A 17,414-nucleotide genomic window follows, 5' to 3' on the forward strand; every position below is an offset into this window, starting at 1 on the left:
TCGCCTCCGGCATCGAATTGTCGGATCAACCGTCCAAAACGTGGCGGATTATCAGGAAGAGGTAAAAATGAACAAATCTATGATTTTTGGTGCGTTGACCGTTGCGGGTCTGGCTGCCGGCGCTGCCGGCGCAGCTACGCTTGACGATGTCAAGGCACGCGGCAAACTCAACTGTGGCGTGACAACCGGTCTGATCGGTTTCGCGGCACCGGACGCCAACGGTGAATGGAAAGGCTTTGACGTTGCGGTATGCCGCGCTGTCGCCGCTGCCGTTCTGGGGGATGCGACAGCTGTCGAATTCGTCCCGACAACCGGCAAGACACGCTTTACCGCGCTGGCATCCGGCGAAATCGACGTGCTGGCCCGTAACACCACATGGACCTTCTCGCGCGATGTCGACCTGAAATTCGACTTTATCGGCGTCAACTACTACGACGGTCAGGGCTTCATGGTGCCCAAGGCGCTGGGCGTATCCTCGGCCAAGGATCTGGACGGCGCGACCGTCTGCATCCAGACCGGCACAACCACCGAGCTGAACCTCGCGGACTTCTTCCGCGTGAACAACATCAGCTATGAGCCGGTGCCGATCGAAACCAACGCCGAAGCGCAGCAGCAATACCTTGCCGGTGCCTGCGACGTCTACACAACAGACGCCTCCGGCCTCGCGGCGACACGTGCCGCCTTCGAAAACCCGGGCGATCACGTCCTTCTGCCTGAAATCGTCTCGAAAGAGCCGCTGGGCCCGCTGGTCCGTCACGGCGACAGCGAATGGGGCGATGTGGTGCGCTGGACCCTGAACGCGCTGATCGCAGCCGAAGAACTGGGCGTCTCCTCTGCAAACGTCGGTGAAATGGCTTCCTCGACCAACAACCCCGAAATCGCGCGCCTGCTTGGCACCGAAGGGGAACTGGGCGCCATGCTGGGCCTGGACGCAGATTGGGCCAAGCGCGCCATCGAAACCCAGGGCAACTACGGCGAGATCTTTGCCAAGAACATCGGCGAAGACACACCCATCGGCCTGGCACGCGGGCTGAACGCCCAGTGGACAGACGGTGGCCTGCTCTACAGCCCGCCGTTCCGCTAAACAGAACTGCCGGAGGGCGCGGAACATTCCGCGCCCTTCGCACCTGATGGCACCAAATCAGCGCGATGCGGTGCCTGCGACCAATAATGACCCTGCCGCATGTGCCACAAAGGCACAGTGAAAAAAATCAAGGCATGGGACACAGGGAAAAATCTGATGACAACACTCACCGACCCTCCGAAGGAGTCGTTCCGGCTCTCTATGCTGTTGAACGATACACGCTATCGGTCGCTGACAATGCAGGCCATCGCGGCCCTGCTGCTGGCGCTTGCGATTGTTTATCTCGGCAACAACCTGATCCAGAACCTGCGGGCTGCAGGGCTGAACATCTCCTACGGGTTTCTCGGCAGCGCCTCGAACTATGATATCAACCAGACGCTGATCGAATACAGCAGCCGGTCGACGCACCTCAGAGCGGCTGTCGTCGGCATTCTCAACACGCTGCTGGTTGCATTCCTGGCCTGTGTGACCGCGACGGTCTTTGGCGTGCTCGCCGGTGTCCTGCGCCTGTCGCCGAACTGGCTGGTGCGCAAGCTGATGGCGGTCTACGTGGAGATCTTCCGCAACATTCCCGTGCTGATCTGGATCATCATCATCTTCACCGTGATGACCGCCTCGATGCCTGCACCCAGCGCCTTCCGGGGCGAGGATCCGGCGTCTTCGATGTTGTTGGGCGCCTTCGCCTTTACCAACCGCGGTGTCTATGTGCCCGCGCCGGTCTGGGGGGCAGGGTCCCTCGTGGTTGTCGTTGTCTTTGTCCTGTCCATCATCGGGGTCTTTGCCTATCGCCGCTATGCGACGAAGCTGCTGTACGACACGGGCAGGCTGTTGCCGATGTTCTGGCCTTCGGTCGGGATATTGCTGCTGCCCGCGATCCTTGCCTATTTCATCATGGGGTCCCCCATCAGCCTGGACTACCCGGAACTGCGGGGTTTCAACTTTGGTGGCGGGATCAAGATCGGTGCACCGCTGATCGCGCTCTGGTTCGCCCTGTCGATCTATACCGGTGCCTTCATCGCTGAAAACGTGCGCGCGGGCATCCAGGCCGTGTCCAAGGGCCAGACAGAAGCCGCTGCGGCCCTGGGCCTGCGCCCCGGACGGGTGATGAACCTGGTGGTCCTGCCACAGGCGCTGCGGGTGATCATCCCGCCGCTGATTTCGCAATATCTCAACATCACCAAGAACTCATCGCTGGCGATTGCCGTGGGATATGCCGATGTGACGGCGACGCTGGGCGGCATCACGCTGAACCAGACGGGCCGGGCCATCGAATGTGTCCTGTTGCTGATGCTGTTCTATCTCACGATCTCGCTTCTGATCTCGGCGTTCATGAACGTCTACAACAATGCCAACAAGCTGAAGGAGCGCTGAGATGTCGGACACACATGCACAATCCGTCGCTTTCGTCCGCGAAACAGCCATTCCGCCCTCAGCACCGCCCTCGACTGCGGCAGGGCCGATCAAATGGGTACGGGACAACCTGTTTCCCACCTGGGCCAATGCGCTGCTCACGGTCGCTGCACTTTACGTGATCTGGCTGGTCCTGTCCTCGACCCTGCCCTGGATCCTGGGTGGCGTCTGGAACACCAACAGCCTGGCCGCCTGCCGCGAGGTTCTCGATGGCCGGTCCGCTGCCTGTTTCTCCGTGCTGACGGAGCGGTGGCACCAGTTGCTTTATGGCTTCAAATACCCGTCGGAACTGTATTGGCGGCCCAACCTGGCGCTGCTGATGCTGTTCTTTGCTGCGGCACCGGTGTTGTTCTTTGACCTGCCGCGCAAGCTGCTGATCTTTACCGGGCTCTATCCCTTCATCGCCTATTGGCTGATCTGGGGCGGCACCATCCTTGCGCCGCTGGTGGCGCTGCTGGGCTTCATCGTGGGCTACCTCGTCTATGCACGGTTCGTCAAAACCAGCTTTGCCCAGGGGTTTCTGGGCGGGATCGCTGCGGCGGTTCTGGTCTGGGCAATCGGTGGCTACCTGATCCCGGCAGGCGCATCGGCCAGTGCCATGCTGGAACCGATCCCCAGCAGGGACCTCGGCGGCTTCATGCTGAACCTGATGCTGGGCGTGACCTGCGTGTCGCTGTCCCTGCCCATCGGCATCGCGCTGGCGCTGGGGCGTCAGTCGAACCTGCCGCTGATCAAGGGCATCTGCGTTGTCTTCATCGAGTTCATCCGCGGCGTGCCGCTGATCACCTTGCTGTTCGTGGCAAGCGTGATGCTGGCCTATTTCTTTCCGCCGGAATCCACCGTGGACCTGTTCCTGCGGGTGGTGATCATGATCACCATGTTCTCCTCGGCCTATATCGCCGAGGTGATCCGGGGCGGTCTGGCTGCCCTGCCCAAGGGGCAGAACGAGGCGGCGGATTCGCTGGGGCTGGATTATGCGCAGGCCATTCGCCTGATCATCCTGCCGCAGGCGCTCAAGATATCCATCCCCGGCATCGTGAACATCGCGGTGGGCCTGTTCAAGGACACCACGCTGGTCTCGGTCATCTCGCTGTTTGACATTGTGGGCATGATCCGGGGTCCGATCCTGGCATCGACGGACTGGAACGGGGTCTATTGGGAACTTCTGATGTTCGCCTCGATCCTCTTCTTTGTCGTCTGCTACGGCATTTCGCAATATTCGCAGTGGCTGGAACGCCGCCTTGCGACAGATCATCGTTAAGAAAGGGCTGACACATGGCCACTGCAACACAAATGAAAGTATCGGACGAGATCGCGATCTCGATCCAGAACATGAACAAATGGTACGGCACCTTCCATGTGCTGCGCGACATCGACCTGACGGTCTATCGCGGTGAGCGGATCGTGATCTGCGGGCCATCGGGGTCCGGCAAATCGACGTTGATCCGCTGCATCAACGCGCTGGAGGAGCATCAGAAGGGCCGGATCGAGGTGGACGGCACCGTGCTGTCCTCGGACCTCAAGAACATCGACAAGATCCGGTCCGAGGTCGGCATGTGCTTTCAGCACTTCAACCTCTTCCCGCATCTGACCATCCTGGAAAACTGCACGCTGGCCCCGATCTGGGTGCGCAAGACGCCCAAGAAGGAAGCCGAAGAGACGGCGATGCATTTCCTGGAAAAGGTGAAGATCCCCGATCAGGCCGACAAATACCCCGGCCAGCTTTCGGGCGGCCAGCAGCAACGTGTCGCCATCGCGCGGTCCCTGTGCATGCGACCGCGCATCATGCTGTTTGATGAGCCCACATCGGCGCTGGACCCCGAGATGATCAAGGAGGTTCTCGACACGATGATCGAGCTTGCCGAAGAAGGCATGACCATGCTCTGCGTGACACATGAGATGGGCTTTGCCCGTCAGGTGGCGAACCGGGTGATCTTCATGGATCAGGGCCAGATCGTCGAACAGAACGAACCGGAAGAGTTCTTCAACAACCCGCAATCGCCGCGGACCCAGTTGTTCCTGAGCCAGATCCTCGGTCATTGACCACGGGGAAGGGCCGATGCCCGACCTGCACAATGCTTCAAAGGGCGTCTGCGATCAGCAGGCGCCCTTACAGCGTCCCGCCTATAACCTGATACACGCCGTATCGCCGATGTCCCGAGAGCGCGAAGCGCGGCAGGGTATCGGCGGTTCAAGTTCAAGGCGGGGCTTTAGAGCGAAAGGTCGCGTGGCACGACAAAGGCGGCGGGATGGCCCTTGCCCCAGCCCACGAGCGACCACATGTCCTGATCGAAATCCGCAACCAGCGTCGCACCGGTTGGAAAGCCGATGAACTGCGGATGATCCGGCGCGGTGGCAAGGATTTCATCGGCACACATGCCGACTCCGGGATTATGCCCCAGCACCAGCACCGAATTGCCTGTTGCCCGCTGCAACAGGCTCAGGATCTGGTCCAGCGATGCGAGGTAGAGCTTGCGGGTGATCGTGGTCTTGATCCCGCCGGGCAGGTTCAATCCCGCCAGAGTCTCCTGTGTCCGCACCGCCGATGAACATAACACCTCGTCCGGCACAAAGGCCTGATCCCGCAACCAATTGCCAAGCGCGGGCGCATTCGCCCGGCCCCGGTCGTTCAGGGTGCGGTCGTGGTCGATCAGGGCTTCGCCCGACCAGTCGGATTTTGCGTGGCGCATCAGGATCAGGCGTTTCATGTCAGGCCCCTTTGAATTGGCGCATGTGATATTCGGATTGCGCAGGCAGGCGGCCAAAACCCTGAGAGACCGGGCAGGCCCTGCGCACCCGGCAGCCCCCGGTAAGACAGTCCTGTCCGGCCGCCGTATCCAGATATGCCTTGCACGCCGGTACGTCGTAGCCCGCAGGCGTCAGCGCGGCAACGGGGCAGGCGGTGACGCAGGGCGTTGCGGCGCAAGTCTGGCAGGGCGAGGGCGGGCTGTCGGGCAGGTCTATATGCGCCTGCAAGGCCAGCGCGCCCCGGAAAGAGACCATCAGCCCTGCCGTGTCATGGACCAGGAATTGCACCGGCGCGGCATGGACCCGCCCGCTGCGCAGGGCCCAGCTGTAGAACGGCAGAAAGGGCGGTCCGCCAAAAGGGTAAAGCGCCTGTGCCCCAAGCGTTTCCGCCCAGGCGCCGATCACCCGGCGCGACCAGCGGTCCATCGGGTCGGGGGCGCCGTCCAGGGCCTCGGGGCTGTCTTGGTACACGGGCCAGAATGCAGGCTCATCGGGGCCAAGCAACAGGATGGTTCGGCAGGCTTGCGGGACATCGTCGCCGGCGTCGGGGTGAAAGCCGCCAAGGATGCTCAGGTGACGCGCGCGGGCGCTTTTCTGAAGCGCCGCGAAAGTCATCCCTGCCGGATGATGCTGCCCGCACCGTGTTCGGTAAAAAGCTCCAGCAGGCAGGCGTTGGGAGCGCGTCCGTCCAGGATAACGGCGGCACGCACGCCACCCTCCAGCGCATCCAGGGCGGTAACGGTCTTTGGGATCATGCCCCCGGCGATGGTGCCATCGGCGACCATTTCGCGGATCTGCGCCGCGGTCAGCTCGGTCAGCACTTCACCCTCGGCATTCTTGACACCGGCCACATCGGTCAGCAGCAATAGCCGGTCGGCCTTGAGCGCGGCGGCAATGGCCCCGGCGGCGGTATCGCCGTTGATGTTGAAGGTCTCGCCCCCGTCGCCCATGCCCAGGGGCGCGATCACCGGGATGATCCCCTTGTCCGCCATGTCGCGCAGGATGCGCGGATTCACACGGGTCGGCCTGCCCACCAGACCCAGACGCGGGTCCTCGTGTTCGCAGACGATCAGGCCGGAATCCTTGCCCGACAGGCCCACGGCGCGGCCGCCCTGTTCGGAAATCGCCTGCACGATGCGCGCATTCACCAGGCCGGAGAGAACCATTTCGACAACTTCCATCGTCGCCTCGTCGGTGACCCTTTGGCCGTCGACGAATTCGGACTGGATGTTCAGCCGCTTGAGCATGGCGTTGATCATCGGCCCGCCACCATGCACGATCACCGGGTTGACCCCGACCTGCCGCATCAGGGTGACATCGCGGGCGAATTCATCCATCGCCTCGTCGCTGCCCATGGCGTGGCCGCCCAGCTTGATCACGACGGTGGCATCGGCATAGCGCTGCATATAGGGCAGGGCCTGGCTGAGGGTCTTGGCGGTGGCGATCCAGTCGCGGTTCATGTCTTGTTTTCTCATGCCTTGGGTTCCGGGAACGGCGGCGGGATTATTCCAGCGTCGCGATGATGGCACGAAGCGTGGGGATGCCCCAGCCCTTTTCCGACGATGTGACGATGATTTCGGGATAGGCAGCGGGATGTTTCGCCAGCGCGCCGCGGACCTGATCCAGCACCTTTTCGCGTTCCTTTTCCTTGACCTTGTCGGCCTTGGTCAGAACCGCCTGAAAGGTGACGGCGGCACTGTCGAGCAGGGAGAGGATTTCCTCATCCACCTTTTTCACCCCATGGCGTGCGTCGATCAGCACAAAGGCGCGGCGCAGGGTCTGGCGGCCGCCGAGGTATTGTTTCAGCAGGCGTTGCCATTTTTCGACCACCGGAAGCGGCGCATTGGCATAGCCATAGCCCGGCAGATCGACGAGGTAATGCGAGTCACCGGCAGTGAAATAGTTGATTTCCTGCGTCCGGCCCGGCGTGTTGGAGGCGCGAGCCAGCGCCTTGGTCCCGGTCAGCGCGTTGATCAGGGTCGATTTGCCGACGTTGGAGCGCCCGGCAAAGCAGACCTCCATCCGGTCGGCGGGCGGCAGGCCATCCATCGCCACCACGCCTTTGACAAACAGTGTTTCCCCGGCAAAGAGCAGGCGGCCCGTTTCCAGGGTCTGCGCTTCGGGTTCTGCTGCGATGGGGAAGGGAAGCTGCATCATTTCACCTCGATCGCATCGCCGATTGCCACCTGGCCTGACTGGATCACCTCGGCGTAGACACCGAAATCCTGGTGGTCCCATGAATTGAGGATGCCCAGCGTGTCCACGTCGCGTTCTCCGGTTTCGGGGTTGGCGGCGGTATGCAGGCAGCGGCGGATCGGTTCACGCACCCGCAAAAGCGCGCCGCCAATGGCCACGTCCTTGCCGATCCAGTCGAATTCGTCCCATGCGGTGCCCGTGTCGAACCAGATGTTGCCACGCCAGCGCAGATTGGAAAGCGCCACGCCTGCCTTGTCCGCGACGGCGCGGTGAGACGCCAGGTTGCACAGGCTGACCGAGGGGAACGGGGTGTCGGTGAAACCACGCTCCGCCAGGCGCAGAATCCGGTCGGGCAGGGCGCGGTCCTGCGGGACCAGCGGCAGCACCCATTCGATCAGCCGAGCAGCTTCGCTGTCGGGCTGAAAGGTCAGATCGGGCCGTTCCGGATGCGACAGGGTCAGCGTCTTGCCATCCTCCGCCAGCACGGCATTGATCGCGGCCAGTTTCGGGGCCTTGGTGCCGATGCTGAAATTCACGCATCGTGCCCATTCCGACCCATCCGCCCTGGAGTGGTCATGCGCCACGGCCCAGAGCCGGTCGAAGGGCATCGCCTGCCCGGCGGTCAGGGTCACGCTCTGCAACTCTTCGCGGCCGTGGCTCTTGAGAGGATGGCGGAAAAGTTGAACCAGCGTTGTCATTTCTTGGCGTCCGGCTTTGGCTTGCGCCTGAACGACCCCAGGATGTTCCCCATGAGGTCAGGCTTGTAGCCCTGGCTGCGCATGATCAGGTATTGCTGGGTAAAGGTGATGGTGTTGTTCGCGATCCAGTAGACCACCAGCCCGCTTGCAAAACTGCCCAGCATGAACATGAAGACCCAGGGCATCCAGGCAAAGATCATCTGTTGCGTGGGGTCGGTGGGCGCCGGGTTCAGCTTTTGTTGCAGGAACATCGAGATGCCCAGCAGCAGCGGCAGGATACCGATAAAGATCAGCGCCATGATCGTGCCTGCCTCGGGTGCGCCCCAGGGCAGCAGGCCGAAGAAGTTGAACAACGAGGTCGGGTCAGGCGCGCTGAGGTCCTGGAAGGGGCCGAAGAACGCCGCATGGCGCAGCTCGATGGTGACAAAGATCACCTTGTAGAGCGAAAAGAAGATCGGAATCTGCAACAGGATCGGCAGACAGCCCGCCGCCGGGTTCACCTTTTCCTTGCGGTAAAGCTCCATCATGCCCTGCTGCATTTTCTGGCGGTCGTCGCCCGCGTCTTTTTTCAGCTTCTCCATCTGCGGCTGAAGCTCTTTCATCTTGGCCATGGAGACGTAGGATTTATAGGCCAGCGGGAACAGGATTGCCTTGATCAACAGGGTCAGCCCGATGATCGCGATGCCCATGTTGCCAATCAGCTTGTTCAACTCGTGCAGCAGCCAGAAGATCGGCTTGGTCAGGAAAAAGAACCAGCCCCAATCAATGCTGTCGATGAATTTCGGCACGCCGGCGGCTTCGTAGTCGCGCAGGATCGCCCATTCCTTTGCACCGGCAAACAACTGGGTTTTCATGCTGGCCGAGGCACCCGCTGCCACGGTCTGGGTGGGCTGGCGGGTGACGGCGCGATAGACATCGGAACGCGCGTCATAGGTCAGCGCCTCGTCAAAGGGCTGGCCCTGATCGGGGATCAGGATCGCCTGCCAGAAGTGGTCGGTAAAGCCAATCCAGCCCGTGGTCACATCTTCCTTGACGATGGCCTGGCGGCCCCATTTCGCGTTTGCATCCGCTTCCGAGATGTCGTCCCAGTCGGTTTCGATCAATTCACCATCGGCGATGGATACGGCACCTTCATGCAGGATGAAGAATTTCTGCAGATCATCGGGCTGGGTGTGCTGGACGATCATGCCGTAGGGGGCGAGGGAAATCGGGGCCTCGCCATTGTTGGTGACCCCCTGGCCCAGCGTGAACATGTAGTTGTCATCCACCGCGATGGTGCGGGTAAAGACCTGGCCCGCGCCGTTGTCCCAGGTCAGGGTCACCGGGGAATCGACGCCAAGCGTGTCGCCTTCGGCAAGCGACCATTCCGTGTCGGGGCCGGGGACCGATGTCGGGTCGATGCCGGTGCCGGCAGCCCAACCCTGCAGGGCATAATAGGCGTCTGTCGTGCCCTGGGGGGACAGCAATGTGACGATGGGCGCATCGGCGTCAAGCGTGGTGCGGTAATCCTTGAGTTTCAGATCGTCGATCCGGCCGCCGACCAGCGAGATGGAGCCGGTCAGGCGCGGTGTCTCGATGTTGACGCGGGGCGCATCGGCAAGCGAAACGGTCGATGTGGTGTCGTCCCCGCCCGAAATCGGTGCGGTTGCGGGATCGGCGGGTGCCACGGGCACGGTTCCGTCAGCGGTCTGCTGGGTCGCCGGTGTCGTGCTGTCGAGGGCGGAGTCCGGTTCGGGTGGTGGAAACAGGACGAACCACGCAAGGATCACGATGAAACTGAGTGCCGTCGCGAGAATGAGATTCTTGTTCTGTTCGTCCATGGGGACCGCCACCTTCGGGATGCTTTTGATCTGGGTGGGTTGAACAGAGTTGAGGCCCAGAGGTCAAGCGGATTCGGGCAAAACCTCCGGTCTGCGCGATGATCCGACGCAGGCCCCGCAGGCTGGTTTGACAGGGCGGCAGGGCCCCGTGCCGCCCAAGGCGGTCAGCCGCTCTTGCCATCCATGAAACGGGGGGTGTCGGCCAGTTTGGCGGTATGGCGGCTGATCCAGTCCAGGGTCTGGTCGAATGGCATGGGCCGCCCGATGCCATAGCCCTGCACATGGTCGCAACCCAGTTGCGCCAGCAGAACGTGTTCGCCCACGGTTTCGACGCCCTCCGCCAGGGTCTCCACCTCCAGCCTTTCGGCCATGGTCAGGATCGCGCTGATCATGCGTTGCTGTTCCGGGTCGCGGTCGGCCTTCATCACGAAGGAGCGGTCGATCTTGATCCGGCTGACTGAAAACCGCCGGATCGAGGTGATCGCCGCATGGCCGGTGCCAAAATCATCCAGATCAATGCGGCACCCCATCGCGCCCAGCGCGTTGATATTGCGGGTAATCAGGTCATCCGGCGTGCAGGCGACCACTGTCTCAAGCACTTCGACGGCAAGCCGGTCCGGGGTCAGATCGAACCGGTCGAGCTCCCATCTCACCTTGTCGGTCAGACGGGGATTGCGCAGTTCCGAACTTGTGAAATTCACGCCGACCTGGGGCACATGCGCATCCGCACCGTCCCATGCCTTGAGCGCGGCAAAGGTGTGGTACATCATGACCTCGGTCAGCCGTTCCAGCAGACCGGCGCTTTCGATGGCGGGCAGGAAATCCTTGGGCAGCAGGATTCCCCGCTGCGGATGATGCCAGCGGGCCAGCGCCTCGAACCCGGTGATCTCTCCGGTGTCGGTGGAGATCTGGGGTTGAAACCAGGGCTGGATCTGGCCGGAATCCAGTGCCTTGACCACGTCATCGCGGATCTCTTCGCGGGTTTCGATGGCGATGCGCATCTGATCGGAAAATGCCCGGATCGCGGAAGGCCCCCGGTGTTGCGCTTCGCGCAGGGCGGTGAGGGCGGCGTGCATCCAGGCGTCGCCAGCGCTGTCGGGCGCGCGCGTATGCTGGCAGAATCCGACACTGGCAGAGACGTAGATATTGACGCCGTTGATGGCCACGGGTTCTTCCAGTGCGGTCTGCAGGCGGGACGCCATTTGAATGCAGGTTTCCAGATCAAGATGGCGCAGCGGGGCCGTGCAGATGCCGAACCGGGCGTCGCCCAGCTGCGCAACACTGTCCACATCGCGCAATGTGGCGATCAGCCGTTCACCGGTGCGCAGGACAACCGTGTCGGCGGCGGCCTGACCGTATCGGTCTGCAAGCGCGTCGAATTCACTTAATGCGATGGCATAGATGACGGCAAATCTGTCTTCGGCATGGGCCTGTTTCAGGGTCTGGCTGACGATCTCGGAAAAGGCCTGACGGGTCAGAATGCCCGGCACCGCGGGATCAGAGGCCCGAAACCGCAAGGCACCCTGTCCGAAGATCAGATAAAGCCCCGGCATGGAAAGCGAAAACCAGATCAGCCCGGTTTCGCCGGCAGCCATGTAGACGGCCAGGGTCAGGGTCGGCAACAGGACCAGAGCGCCGGGCGAGCTCAGCGCGGAAGTGAGATGATTTTGCCATCTTGCCAGTGTCCTGGCCCGCCGTCGCGCCATAGGTGCTTCCCCGCTCGTCGTAAGATGCGTCCGCTGCATCTGCAGGAGCTTAGCCTGCGCGGAATGAGCCGGGGGTTAATGTTGCCCGAAAAGATGGCGTCCTTTTAGCTAAAAGTCTGCGGATCAAGCGACAGGCCGGCAAAATCGAACAATTTGGGGTCCAGCAGATGCGAGGGGCGCGCGTTCATCAGCGCCCGGAACATGACCTGGCGCCGGCCGGGGCTGTTTTTTTCCCAGCCGTCGAGGATCTGCTTGACCTGCTGGCGTTGCAACCCGTCCTGCGAGCCGCAAAGGTCGCAGGGGATGATCGGGTATTGCATCGCGGCGCTGAATTTCTCGCAATCGGCCTCGGCCACATGGGCGAGGGGGCGGTAGAGGAAAAGATCGCCCTGTTCGTTCACCAGCTTGGGCGGCATCGTGGCCAGGCGCCCGCCGTGAAACAGGTTCATGAAGAAGGTTTCCAGGATGTCGTCGCGGTGGTGTCCCAGCACCACGGCGGAACAGCCTTCCTCGCGCGCGATCCGGTAGAGGTGGCCGCGGCGCAGCCGCGAACACAGCGCGCAGAAGGTGCGGTTTGCCGGCACCTTGTCCATCACGATGGAATAGGTGTCCTGGTATTCGATCCTATGCGGGACACCCATCTTTTCCAGAAAGGCGGGCAGGACCGTTGCGGGAAAGCCGGGCTGGCCCTGATCAAGGTTGCAGGCCAGCAGGTCGACCGGTAACAGCCCGCGCCATTGCAGCTCGTGCAGAACCGCCAGCAGGGTATAGCTGTCCTTGCCGCCCGACAGGCAGACCAGCCAGCGGGCGCGGGGGGCGTCGGGTTCCTGCGCGCCCGGGGCGATCATGCCATATTGCTCGATCGCCTCGCGCGTGGCGCGCACGATCCGCTTGCGGAGTTTCCTGAACTCCGTCGTCTGGGGCGCACCCTGAAACAGCGCGTGGATTTCTTCGGGTTGGTCGAGCATGTGATCGCAGTAATCCATTGCCCAAAGGCGATCAAGGACGCGATGCGCGGCGGAGGAAGGTTTCGCGCTAAAGGCGAAAATATGCTAGGCTACCACTTATTGCCGACCCTATTGATAAAGGAATTTGAGACATGACGCTTTTTGCAAGCCGGCGGACCTATAACGCCCAGACAAACAGATTCACCAATAATGCTGCGGCACTGACCCGCTATGTACAGATCACCAGCTCTGCGGGGGCGGTGAGCAAGGGGGGCATCATTTCGCGCGCGGATTGGCACCGGGAGGTCCTGCGCGCGTCGCAGAGCCGCGAGATCCTGTTTTTCGTCCACGGGTTCAATACCTCGCAGACAACCATGTTGCACCGGCTGGCCGCGCTGGAGCAGGGATTGCGCAAACATGGCTATCGCGGTGCGGTGGTCGGCTTTGACTGGCCCAGCGACGGGAATGTGCTGGCATATGATTCCGACCGCAATGACGCCAAAAAGGTTGCGCCCTACCTGGTGACGGAAACGATCGGTCTTTTCCTGAATGAAAACCCCCGGTTCAAGCTGCATGTGCTGGCCCATTCGATGGGCGCGTACCTGACCTTGCGCGGGTTCTCCGGTGTCGGTGATGCGCCCGGCGCGCGCAAATGGGATGTGGATCAGGCGATTTTTGCGGCGGCGGATGTGGATGTGGAATGGATGCGCAAGGGCGCATGGGGCAGTCTGGTGATGGACCGTCGGTCCAACCGCCTGACGAATTATTACAACGGCAATGATGCGGTGCTGCAATTGTCGGGGGATTTCATCAACGGTGGCCGCAGGCGCGCCGGGCGCAAAGGGCTGCCTGATCTGGTGGAAAAGGATCAGGTCGATGTCGATGCCACGCAGCGTTATGCGGCCTTTCCCCAAAAGGGGGCGCAGATTTCGCATCGTTTCTATTTCGGCGATGATGGATTTTTCAAGGATGTGGCGCTGACGCTTGCGGGAACGGCGGCGGCGGATATGCCGACCCGGCTGATCACCAACGGGGACGCGGTGTTGAAGGCATGAGGGGCGTGTGAGGCTGCGTAGGGCTGCAGTCCTGGAACGGCTTTTTGGTGAATTTGAACCAGCCGGAGGCCATTTAGGGCGCCCCGCCTTAAACTTGAATCGCCGATACCCTGCCGCGCTTCGCGCTCTCGGGACGGTGGCGATATTGGGTGTATCAGGTTAAAGGCGGGACGCTGTAAACAATATATTTCAGCGTGTTGAGCGGATGGGGCAGGCGCGCGGTATTGCGGCGCGCTACAGATGCCGTTTGCCCTTGCGCGTTGGCGTCAGTTCATACCGACAGTCCTGCAAATGATGACATGTCATTTTTGACATGTCTCCACGGGAGGGTGTCACGGGGGGCCGCACGGCTCAGCAGGTGGGACAGGCCGTGGGTCGTTGACAGCGGGCGTCGAAGCTCTCCCGATCCCGTTGGCATGGCGGCAGGTGGCAGGCTCAGACCTCAGTGCGGCCCGTGGTCCTGCGACATGGGCGGCACGGGATCATAGCCGCTGCGCCCCCAGGGGTGACAGCGCAAGATCCGGCGCAGTGCCAGCCAGCTGCCCTTCAGCCCCCCATGGGTTTCGAGCGCTTCCAATGCATAGGCGCTGCAGGTTGGCTGATAGCGGCAGTTGAACCCGACCCAGGGGCTGAAAACCAGCCGATAGGCGCGCACAGGCAGCGCCAGGATGCGGGCAAGGGCGGTCACGCGGGCGGCCGGTGCAGCTTGCCCAGGGCGCGGGCGAAGTCGGACTGCATTTGCGCAAAGGGCAGGGTGGCGGTGGCCCCGCGCCGGCCGATCAGCACATAATCATGTCCCCGCTGCCCCATCGCTGGCAGGGACAGACGCGCGATTTCCCGCAGGCGTCGTTTTGCCCGGTTGCGGGCCACGGCATTGCCGACCTTCTTGGAGCAGGTAAACCCCACGCGAATGACATCCGGATCGGCTGTTTCATCCGGCTTGCGCCGGCGCATCTGCACAACGAAACCGGGCATCGCGACATGGCTGGCGCGGGAGGCGCGCAGAAAATCGGCGCGGTTCTTCAGCACCTGCAGACGCAAAGAAACCGCCGGAGGATTGTTCCCCGGATTGGCAGTGCTGCCATCCACGGGGGCCTCCGGCGGTGTCATGCTTTGCAAGGCGCTGCGCGGTTTACGCGCTCAGCGACTTCCGGCCCTGGGCGCGGCGTGCGTTGATGATCTTGCGGCCCGCTTTGGTGGCCATGCGCGCACGAAACCCGTGACGACGCTTGCGGACAAGGTTCGAAGGTTGATAGGTGCGTTTCATCGCGTCGATCTCCAATAGGTCATTCGGGGCGCAGATTCGGCCCGTCACGTCAATTCAGACCCGCTCTCTAGTCAGGATGCGCGGGCAAGTCAAACCCTGCAAGCGGGTTTTCCCCCCTCTCTTGCAACAATTTATCCGTCGCGGCTGGTATATATTTCAATTCAGGCCGATCTTTCACGAAAGACCCCCGAAAAGCACACCTTGGTTCAAGGGGCCGTGATAGGGCTAGGCGCGGGCCGGGTTCCGGATCATCTGTGAGGCAGGCAGATAGGCCGGTTGCGGCGGAGAGACGGAAATGGCGGACAGGGCCGACGGAAAACACACCGGATCGCAGCGGGCGCGCATTGTGCCCCTGATTGCGATTGCCGTCGCGGCGGTGATCGGTGCCTTCACGCTGCGCGACTACCTCAGCTTCGACACGCTGCGCGACAACCGCGAGGCGCTGATCACCTTCCGGGACAGCAATTACCTGGTAACTGCGCTGCTGTTCATGGCCGCCTATGTGGCGATTGTCGCCTTTTCCCTGCCGGGGGCCACGATCGCCACCCTGACCGGGGGCTTCCTGTTCGGCACCGTCCTGGGGACCGGGTTCAACGTGACAGCTGCCACCATCGGCGCAACCCTGATCTTCCTTGCCGCGCGCATGGGGCTGGGGCAGGTGCTCAAGGCGCGGCTGGAGGCTTCCGAGGGGCTGGTGTCCAGGATCGGCAAGGGCCTGGACGAAAACCAATGGTCGATGCTGTTCTTCATCCGCCTTGTCCCTGCGGTGCCCTTCTTTGTCGCCAATCTGATCCCGGCCCTGCTGGCGGTGCCGCTGTATCGCTTTGTGGTCTCCACCTTCTTCGGGATCATGCCGGGGGCTGTTGTCTATACCTCCGTCGGCGCAGGGCTCGGCGCGGTTTTCGCGCGCGGAGAAACGCCGGACCTTGGCATCATCTTCGAGCCGCATATCTTGTTCCCCATCCTCGGGCTCTGCGCATTGTCCCTGCTGCCCGCCGCACTCAAATGGGCCACGGGCCGGAAGGATGTATTGAAATGAACCGGATCAAGACGGACATTCTGATTATCGGCGCAGGCTCAGGCGGCCTGTCCGTCGCGGCGGGTGCGGTCCAGATGGGGGCAGATGTGGTCCTGCTGGAAGGCCATGAAATGGGCGGCGATTGCCTGAACTACGGCTGCGTGCCCTCCAAGGCGCTGATCGCCAGCGGCAAGGCGGCCCATGCGCAGCGTCACGCGGCGCCATATGGCGTGGCCAACGCCCCCGGCACCGTGGATTACGCCGCCGCCAAGGATCACGTCGCCGATGTGATCGCGCAGATCGCCCCGGTGGACAGCCAGGAACGCTTCGAAGGCCTGGGCGTCAAGGTGATCCGCGCCTATGGGCGCTTCATTTCCCGCGACGAGGTGCAGGCAGGCGATACGGTGATCAAGGCCCGGCGCATCGTGATCGCCACCGGATCATCGCCGCTGGTGCCGCCGATTCCGGGTCTCGATACGGTCCCCTATGAGACCAATGAAACCCTGTTCAAACTGCGCGAGAAACCCCAACATCTGCTGATCATCGGCGGGGGCCCCATCGGGATGGAAATGGCCCAGGCCCATCTGCGTCTGGGCTGCAAGGTCACCGTGATCGAAGGGATGAAGGCGCTGGGCAAGGACGACCCGGAAACCGCCCGCGTCGTGCTGGACACCCTGCGCGACGAGGGCGTGGTGATCGAGGAAAACGCCACCGCCGCCGAAGTGCGCGGCACGGCGGGCAAGATCGAGGTCGAGGCCAAGGATGGCCGGATCTTCAAGGGCTCTCATCTGCTGATCGCGGTGGGGCGCAAGGCCAATACCGACAAGCTGGATCTCGACAAGGCCGGGATCGAACCGGCCAAAGGCGGGATCAAGGTGGATGCATCGCTGCGCACCACCAACCGCAAGGTCTATGCCATCGGAGATGTGGCCGGCGGGCTGCAATTCACCCATGTGGCAGGCTATCATGCCGGGGTGATCATCAGATCCATGCTGTTTGGCCTGCCGTCTCGGGCAAAGACTTCCCATATTCCCTGGGCGACCTATACCGACCCGGAACTGGCGCAGGTCGGGTTGACCGAGGCCGAGGCGCGGGAAAAACACGGCGACAGGCTGGAAGTGGTCCGGTTCCACTATGAACACAACGACCGCGCCCTGGCGGAGCGCAAGACCAAAGGGTTCATCAAGGTCATGGTGGTCAAGGGCAGGCCCCTGGGCGCCTCCATTGTCGGCCATCAGGCGGGAGAACTGATCGGCCTTTGGGCGCTGGCTCTGGCAAACGGCATGAAAATGAGCCAGATTGCAGCCATGGTGGCTCCTTATCCGACAATCGGTGAAGTCAACAAACGTGCGGCGGGGGCCTATTTCAGCCCGCGCCTGTTCGAAAGCGATCTTGTAAAGCGGGTGGTGCGGTTTGTTCAGCGATGTGTGCCGTGACAACGGGGGCCTGCGCGCCGGGGCGCGAC

General features: G+C 62.3%; 18 protein-coding genes. 7 read left to right on the forward strand and 11 right to left on the reverse strand.

The features are described 5' to 3' along the window. Positions 1–67: 67 nt before the first annotated feature. The 4 genes from O4H53_RS17640 to O4H53_RS17655 all read left to right on the forward strand — a co-directional run bounded on the left by O4H53_RS17640 (position 68) and on the right by O4H53_RS17655 (position 4,537). A complete protein-coding gene (locus tag O4H53_RS17640) occupies positions 68–1,084 on the forward strand; it encodes an amino acid ABC transporter substrate-binding protein (protein WP_269365872.1) in 1,017 nt (338 codons plus the stop codon). Between the two features lie 156 nt (positions 1,085–1,240). Then, positions 1,241–2,455, forward strand: coding sequence for an amino acid ABC transporter permease (locus O4H53_RS17645; protein WP_269365873.1), 1,215 nt, complete (start codon positions 1,241–1,243; stop codon positions 2,453–2,455). 1 nt (position 2,456) lies between these two features. Beyond that, on the forward strand, positions 2,457–3,755 hold the full coding sequence (locus O4H53_RS17650) for an amino acid ABC transporter permease (RefSeq protein WP_269365874.1): 1,299 nt from the start codon (positions 2,457–2,459) through the stop codon (positions 3,753–3,755). Positions 3,756–3,769: 14 nt separating this feature from the next. Beyond that, entirely contained in the window at positions 3,770–4,537 is a 768-nt protein-coding gene (locus O4H53_RS17655) for an amino acid ABC transporter ATP-binding protein (RefSeq protein WP_269365875.1), read from the forward strand. A 167-nt stretch (positions 4,538–4,704) separates the two neighbouring features. On the opposite strand, the gene O4H53_RS17660 is transcribed toward O4H53_RS17655, so the two are convergent. The 8 genes from O4H53_RS17660 to ttcA form a co-directional block, all read right to left on the reverse strand. Then, positions 4,705–5,202, reverse strand: a complete 498-nt coding sequence (locus tag O4H53_RS17660; RefSeq protein WP_269365876.1) for a SixA phosphatase family protein — start codon at positions 5,200–5,202, stop codon at positions 4,705–4,707. Between the two features lies 1 nt (position 5,203). After that, positions 5,204–5,857 carry a ferredoxin gene (locus O4H53_RS17665; RefSeq protein ID WP_269365878.1) on the reverse strand — a complete coding sequence of 218 codons (654 nt, stop codon included), beginning with the start codon at positions 5,855–5,857 and terminating at the stop codon, positions 5,204–5,206. Next, positions 5,854–6,717, reverse strand: coding sequence for an acetylglutamate kinase (gene argB, locus O4H53_RS17670; protein ID WP_205388138.1), 864 nt, complete (start codon positions 6,715–6,717; stop codon positions 5,854–5,856). Before argB ends, O4H53_RS17665 begins: the two co-directional genes overlap by 4 nt. A 28-nt stretch (positions 6,718–6,745) precedes the next feature. Further along, positions 6,746–7,396 (reverse strand): ribosome biogenesis GTP-binding protein YihA/YsxC, encoded by a 651-nt coding sequence (yihA, locus tag O4H53_RS17675; RefSeq protein WP_269365880.1) that lies wholly within the window; start codon positions 7,394–7,396, stop codon positions 6,746–6,748. Beyond that, positions 7,396–8,136, reverse strand: coding sequence for an MOSC domain-containing protein (locus O4H53_RS17680; protein WP_269365882.1), 741 nt, complete (start codon positions 8,134–8,136; stop codon positions 7,396–7,398). The genes yihA and O4H53_RS17680 overlap by 1 nt, the downstream gene beginning before the upstream one ends. Further along, positions 8,133–9,956: a membrane protein insertase YidC gene (yidC, locus tag O4H53_RS17685; RefSeq protein ID WP_269365883.1), complete on the reverse strand. Its 1,824-nt coding sequence runs from the start codon at positions 9,954–9,956 to the stop codon at positions 8,133–8,135. Before yidC ends, O4H53_RS17680 begins: the two co-directional genes overlap by 4 nt. 164 nt (positions 9,957–10,120) lie before the next feature. Then, entirely contained in the window at positions 10,121–11,662 is a 1,542-nt protein-coding gene (locus O4H53_RS17690; RefSeq protein WP_269365885.1) for a putative bifunctional diguanylate cyclase/phosphodiesterase, read from the reverse strand. A gap of 104 nt (positions 11,663–11,766) precedes the next feature. Further along, positions 11,767–12,630, reverse strand: coding sequence for a tRNA 2-thiocytidine(32) synthetase TtcA (gene ttcA / locus O4H53_RS17695; RefSeq protein ID WP_269365887.1), 864 nt, complete (start codon positions 12,628–12,630; stop codon positions 11,767–11,769). A 131-nt stretch (positions 12,631–12,761) separates the two neighbouring features. Between ttcA and O4H53_RS17700 the strand changes: the two genes are divergently transcribed. Beyond that, complete coding sequence (locus O4H53_RS17700; protein WP_269365888.1) at positions 12,762–13,664, forward strand: alpha/beta fold hydrolase; 903 nt, start codon at positions 12,762–12,764, stop codon at positions 13,662–13,664. A 442-nt stretch (positions 13,665–14,106) separates the two neighbouring features. Here the strand turns inward: O4H53_RS17700 and yidD are convergent, their stop codons facing one another. The 3 genes from yidD to rpmH are packed head-to-tail and all read right to left on the reverse strand — an operon-like array spanning position 14,107 to position 14,931. Further along, the gene (gene yidD / locus O4H53_RS17705; protein ID WP_114273580.1) at positions 14,107–14,352 is read right to left on the reverse strand and encodes a membrane protein insertion efficiency factor YidD; all 246 of its coding nucleotides are present in this window, start codon (positions 14,350–14,352) and stop codon (positions 14,107–14,109) included. Beyond that, positions 14,349–14,774 carry a ribonuclease P protein component gene (gene rnpA, locus O4H53_RS17710; protein ID WP_269365890.1) on the reverse strand — a complete coding sequence of 142 codons (426 nt, stop codon included), beginning with the start codon at positions 14,772–14,774 and terminating at the stop codon, positions 14,349–14,351. Before rnpA ends, yidD begins: the two co-directional genes overlap by 4 nt. A 22-nt stretch (positions 14,775–14,796) precedes the next feature. After that, positions 14,797–14,931: a 50S ribosomal protein L34 gene (gene rpmH / locus O4H53_RS17715; protein WP_037911188.1), complete on the reverse strand. Its 135-nt coding sequence runs from the start codon at positions 14,929–14,931 to the stop codon at positions 14,797–14,799. A 295-nt stretch (positions 14,932–15,226) separates the two neighbouring features. On the opposite strand from rpmH, the gene O4H53_RS17720 reads away from it, so the two are divergent. Then, a complete protein-coding gene (locus tag O4H53_RS17720) occupies positions 15,227–15,970 on the forward strand; it encodes a TVP38/TMEM64 family protein (RefSeq protein WP_269365897.1) in 744 nt (247 codons plus the stop codon). Beyond that, positions 15,967–17,385, forward strand: coding sequence for a dihydrolipoyl dehydrogenase family protein (locus tag O4H53_RS17725; protein WP_269365899.1), 1,419 nt, complete (start codon positions 15,967–15,969; stop codon positions 17,383–17,385). The genes O4H53_RS17720 and O4H53_RS17725 overlap by 4 nt, the downstream gene beginning before the upstream one ends. Positions 17,386–17,414: the final 29 nt, after the last annotated feature.

Source organism: Sulfitobacter sp. G21635-S1, assembly GCF_027213915.1.
GTDB lineage: Bacteria > Pseudomonadota > Alphaproteobacteria > Rhodobacterales > Rhodobacteraceae > Sulfitobacter.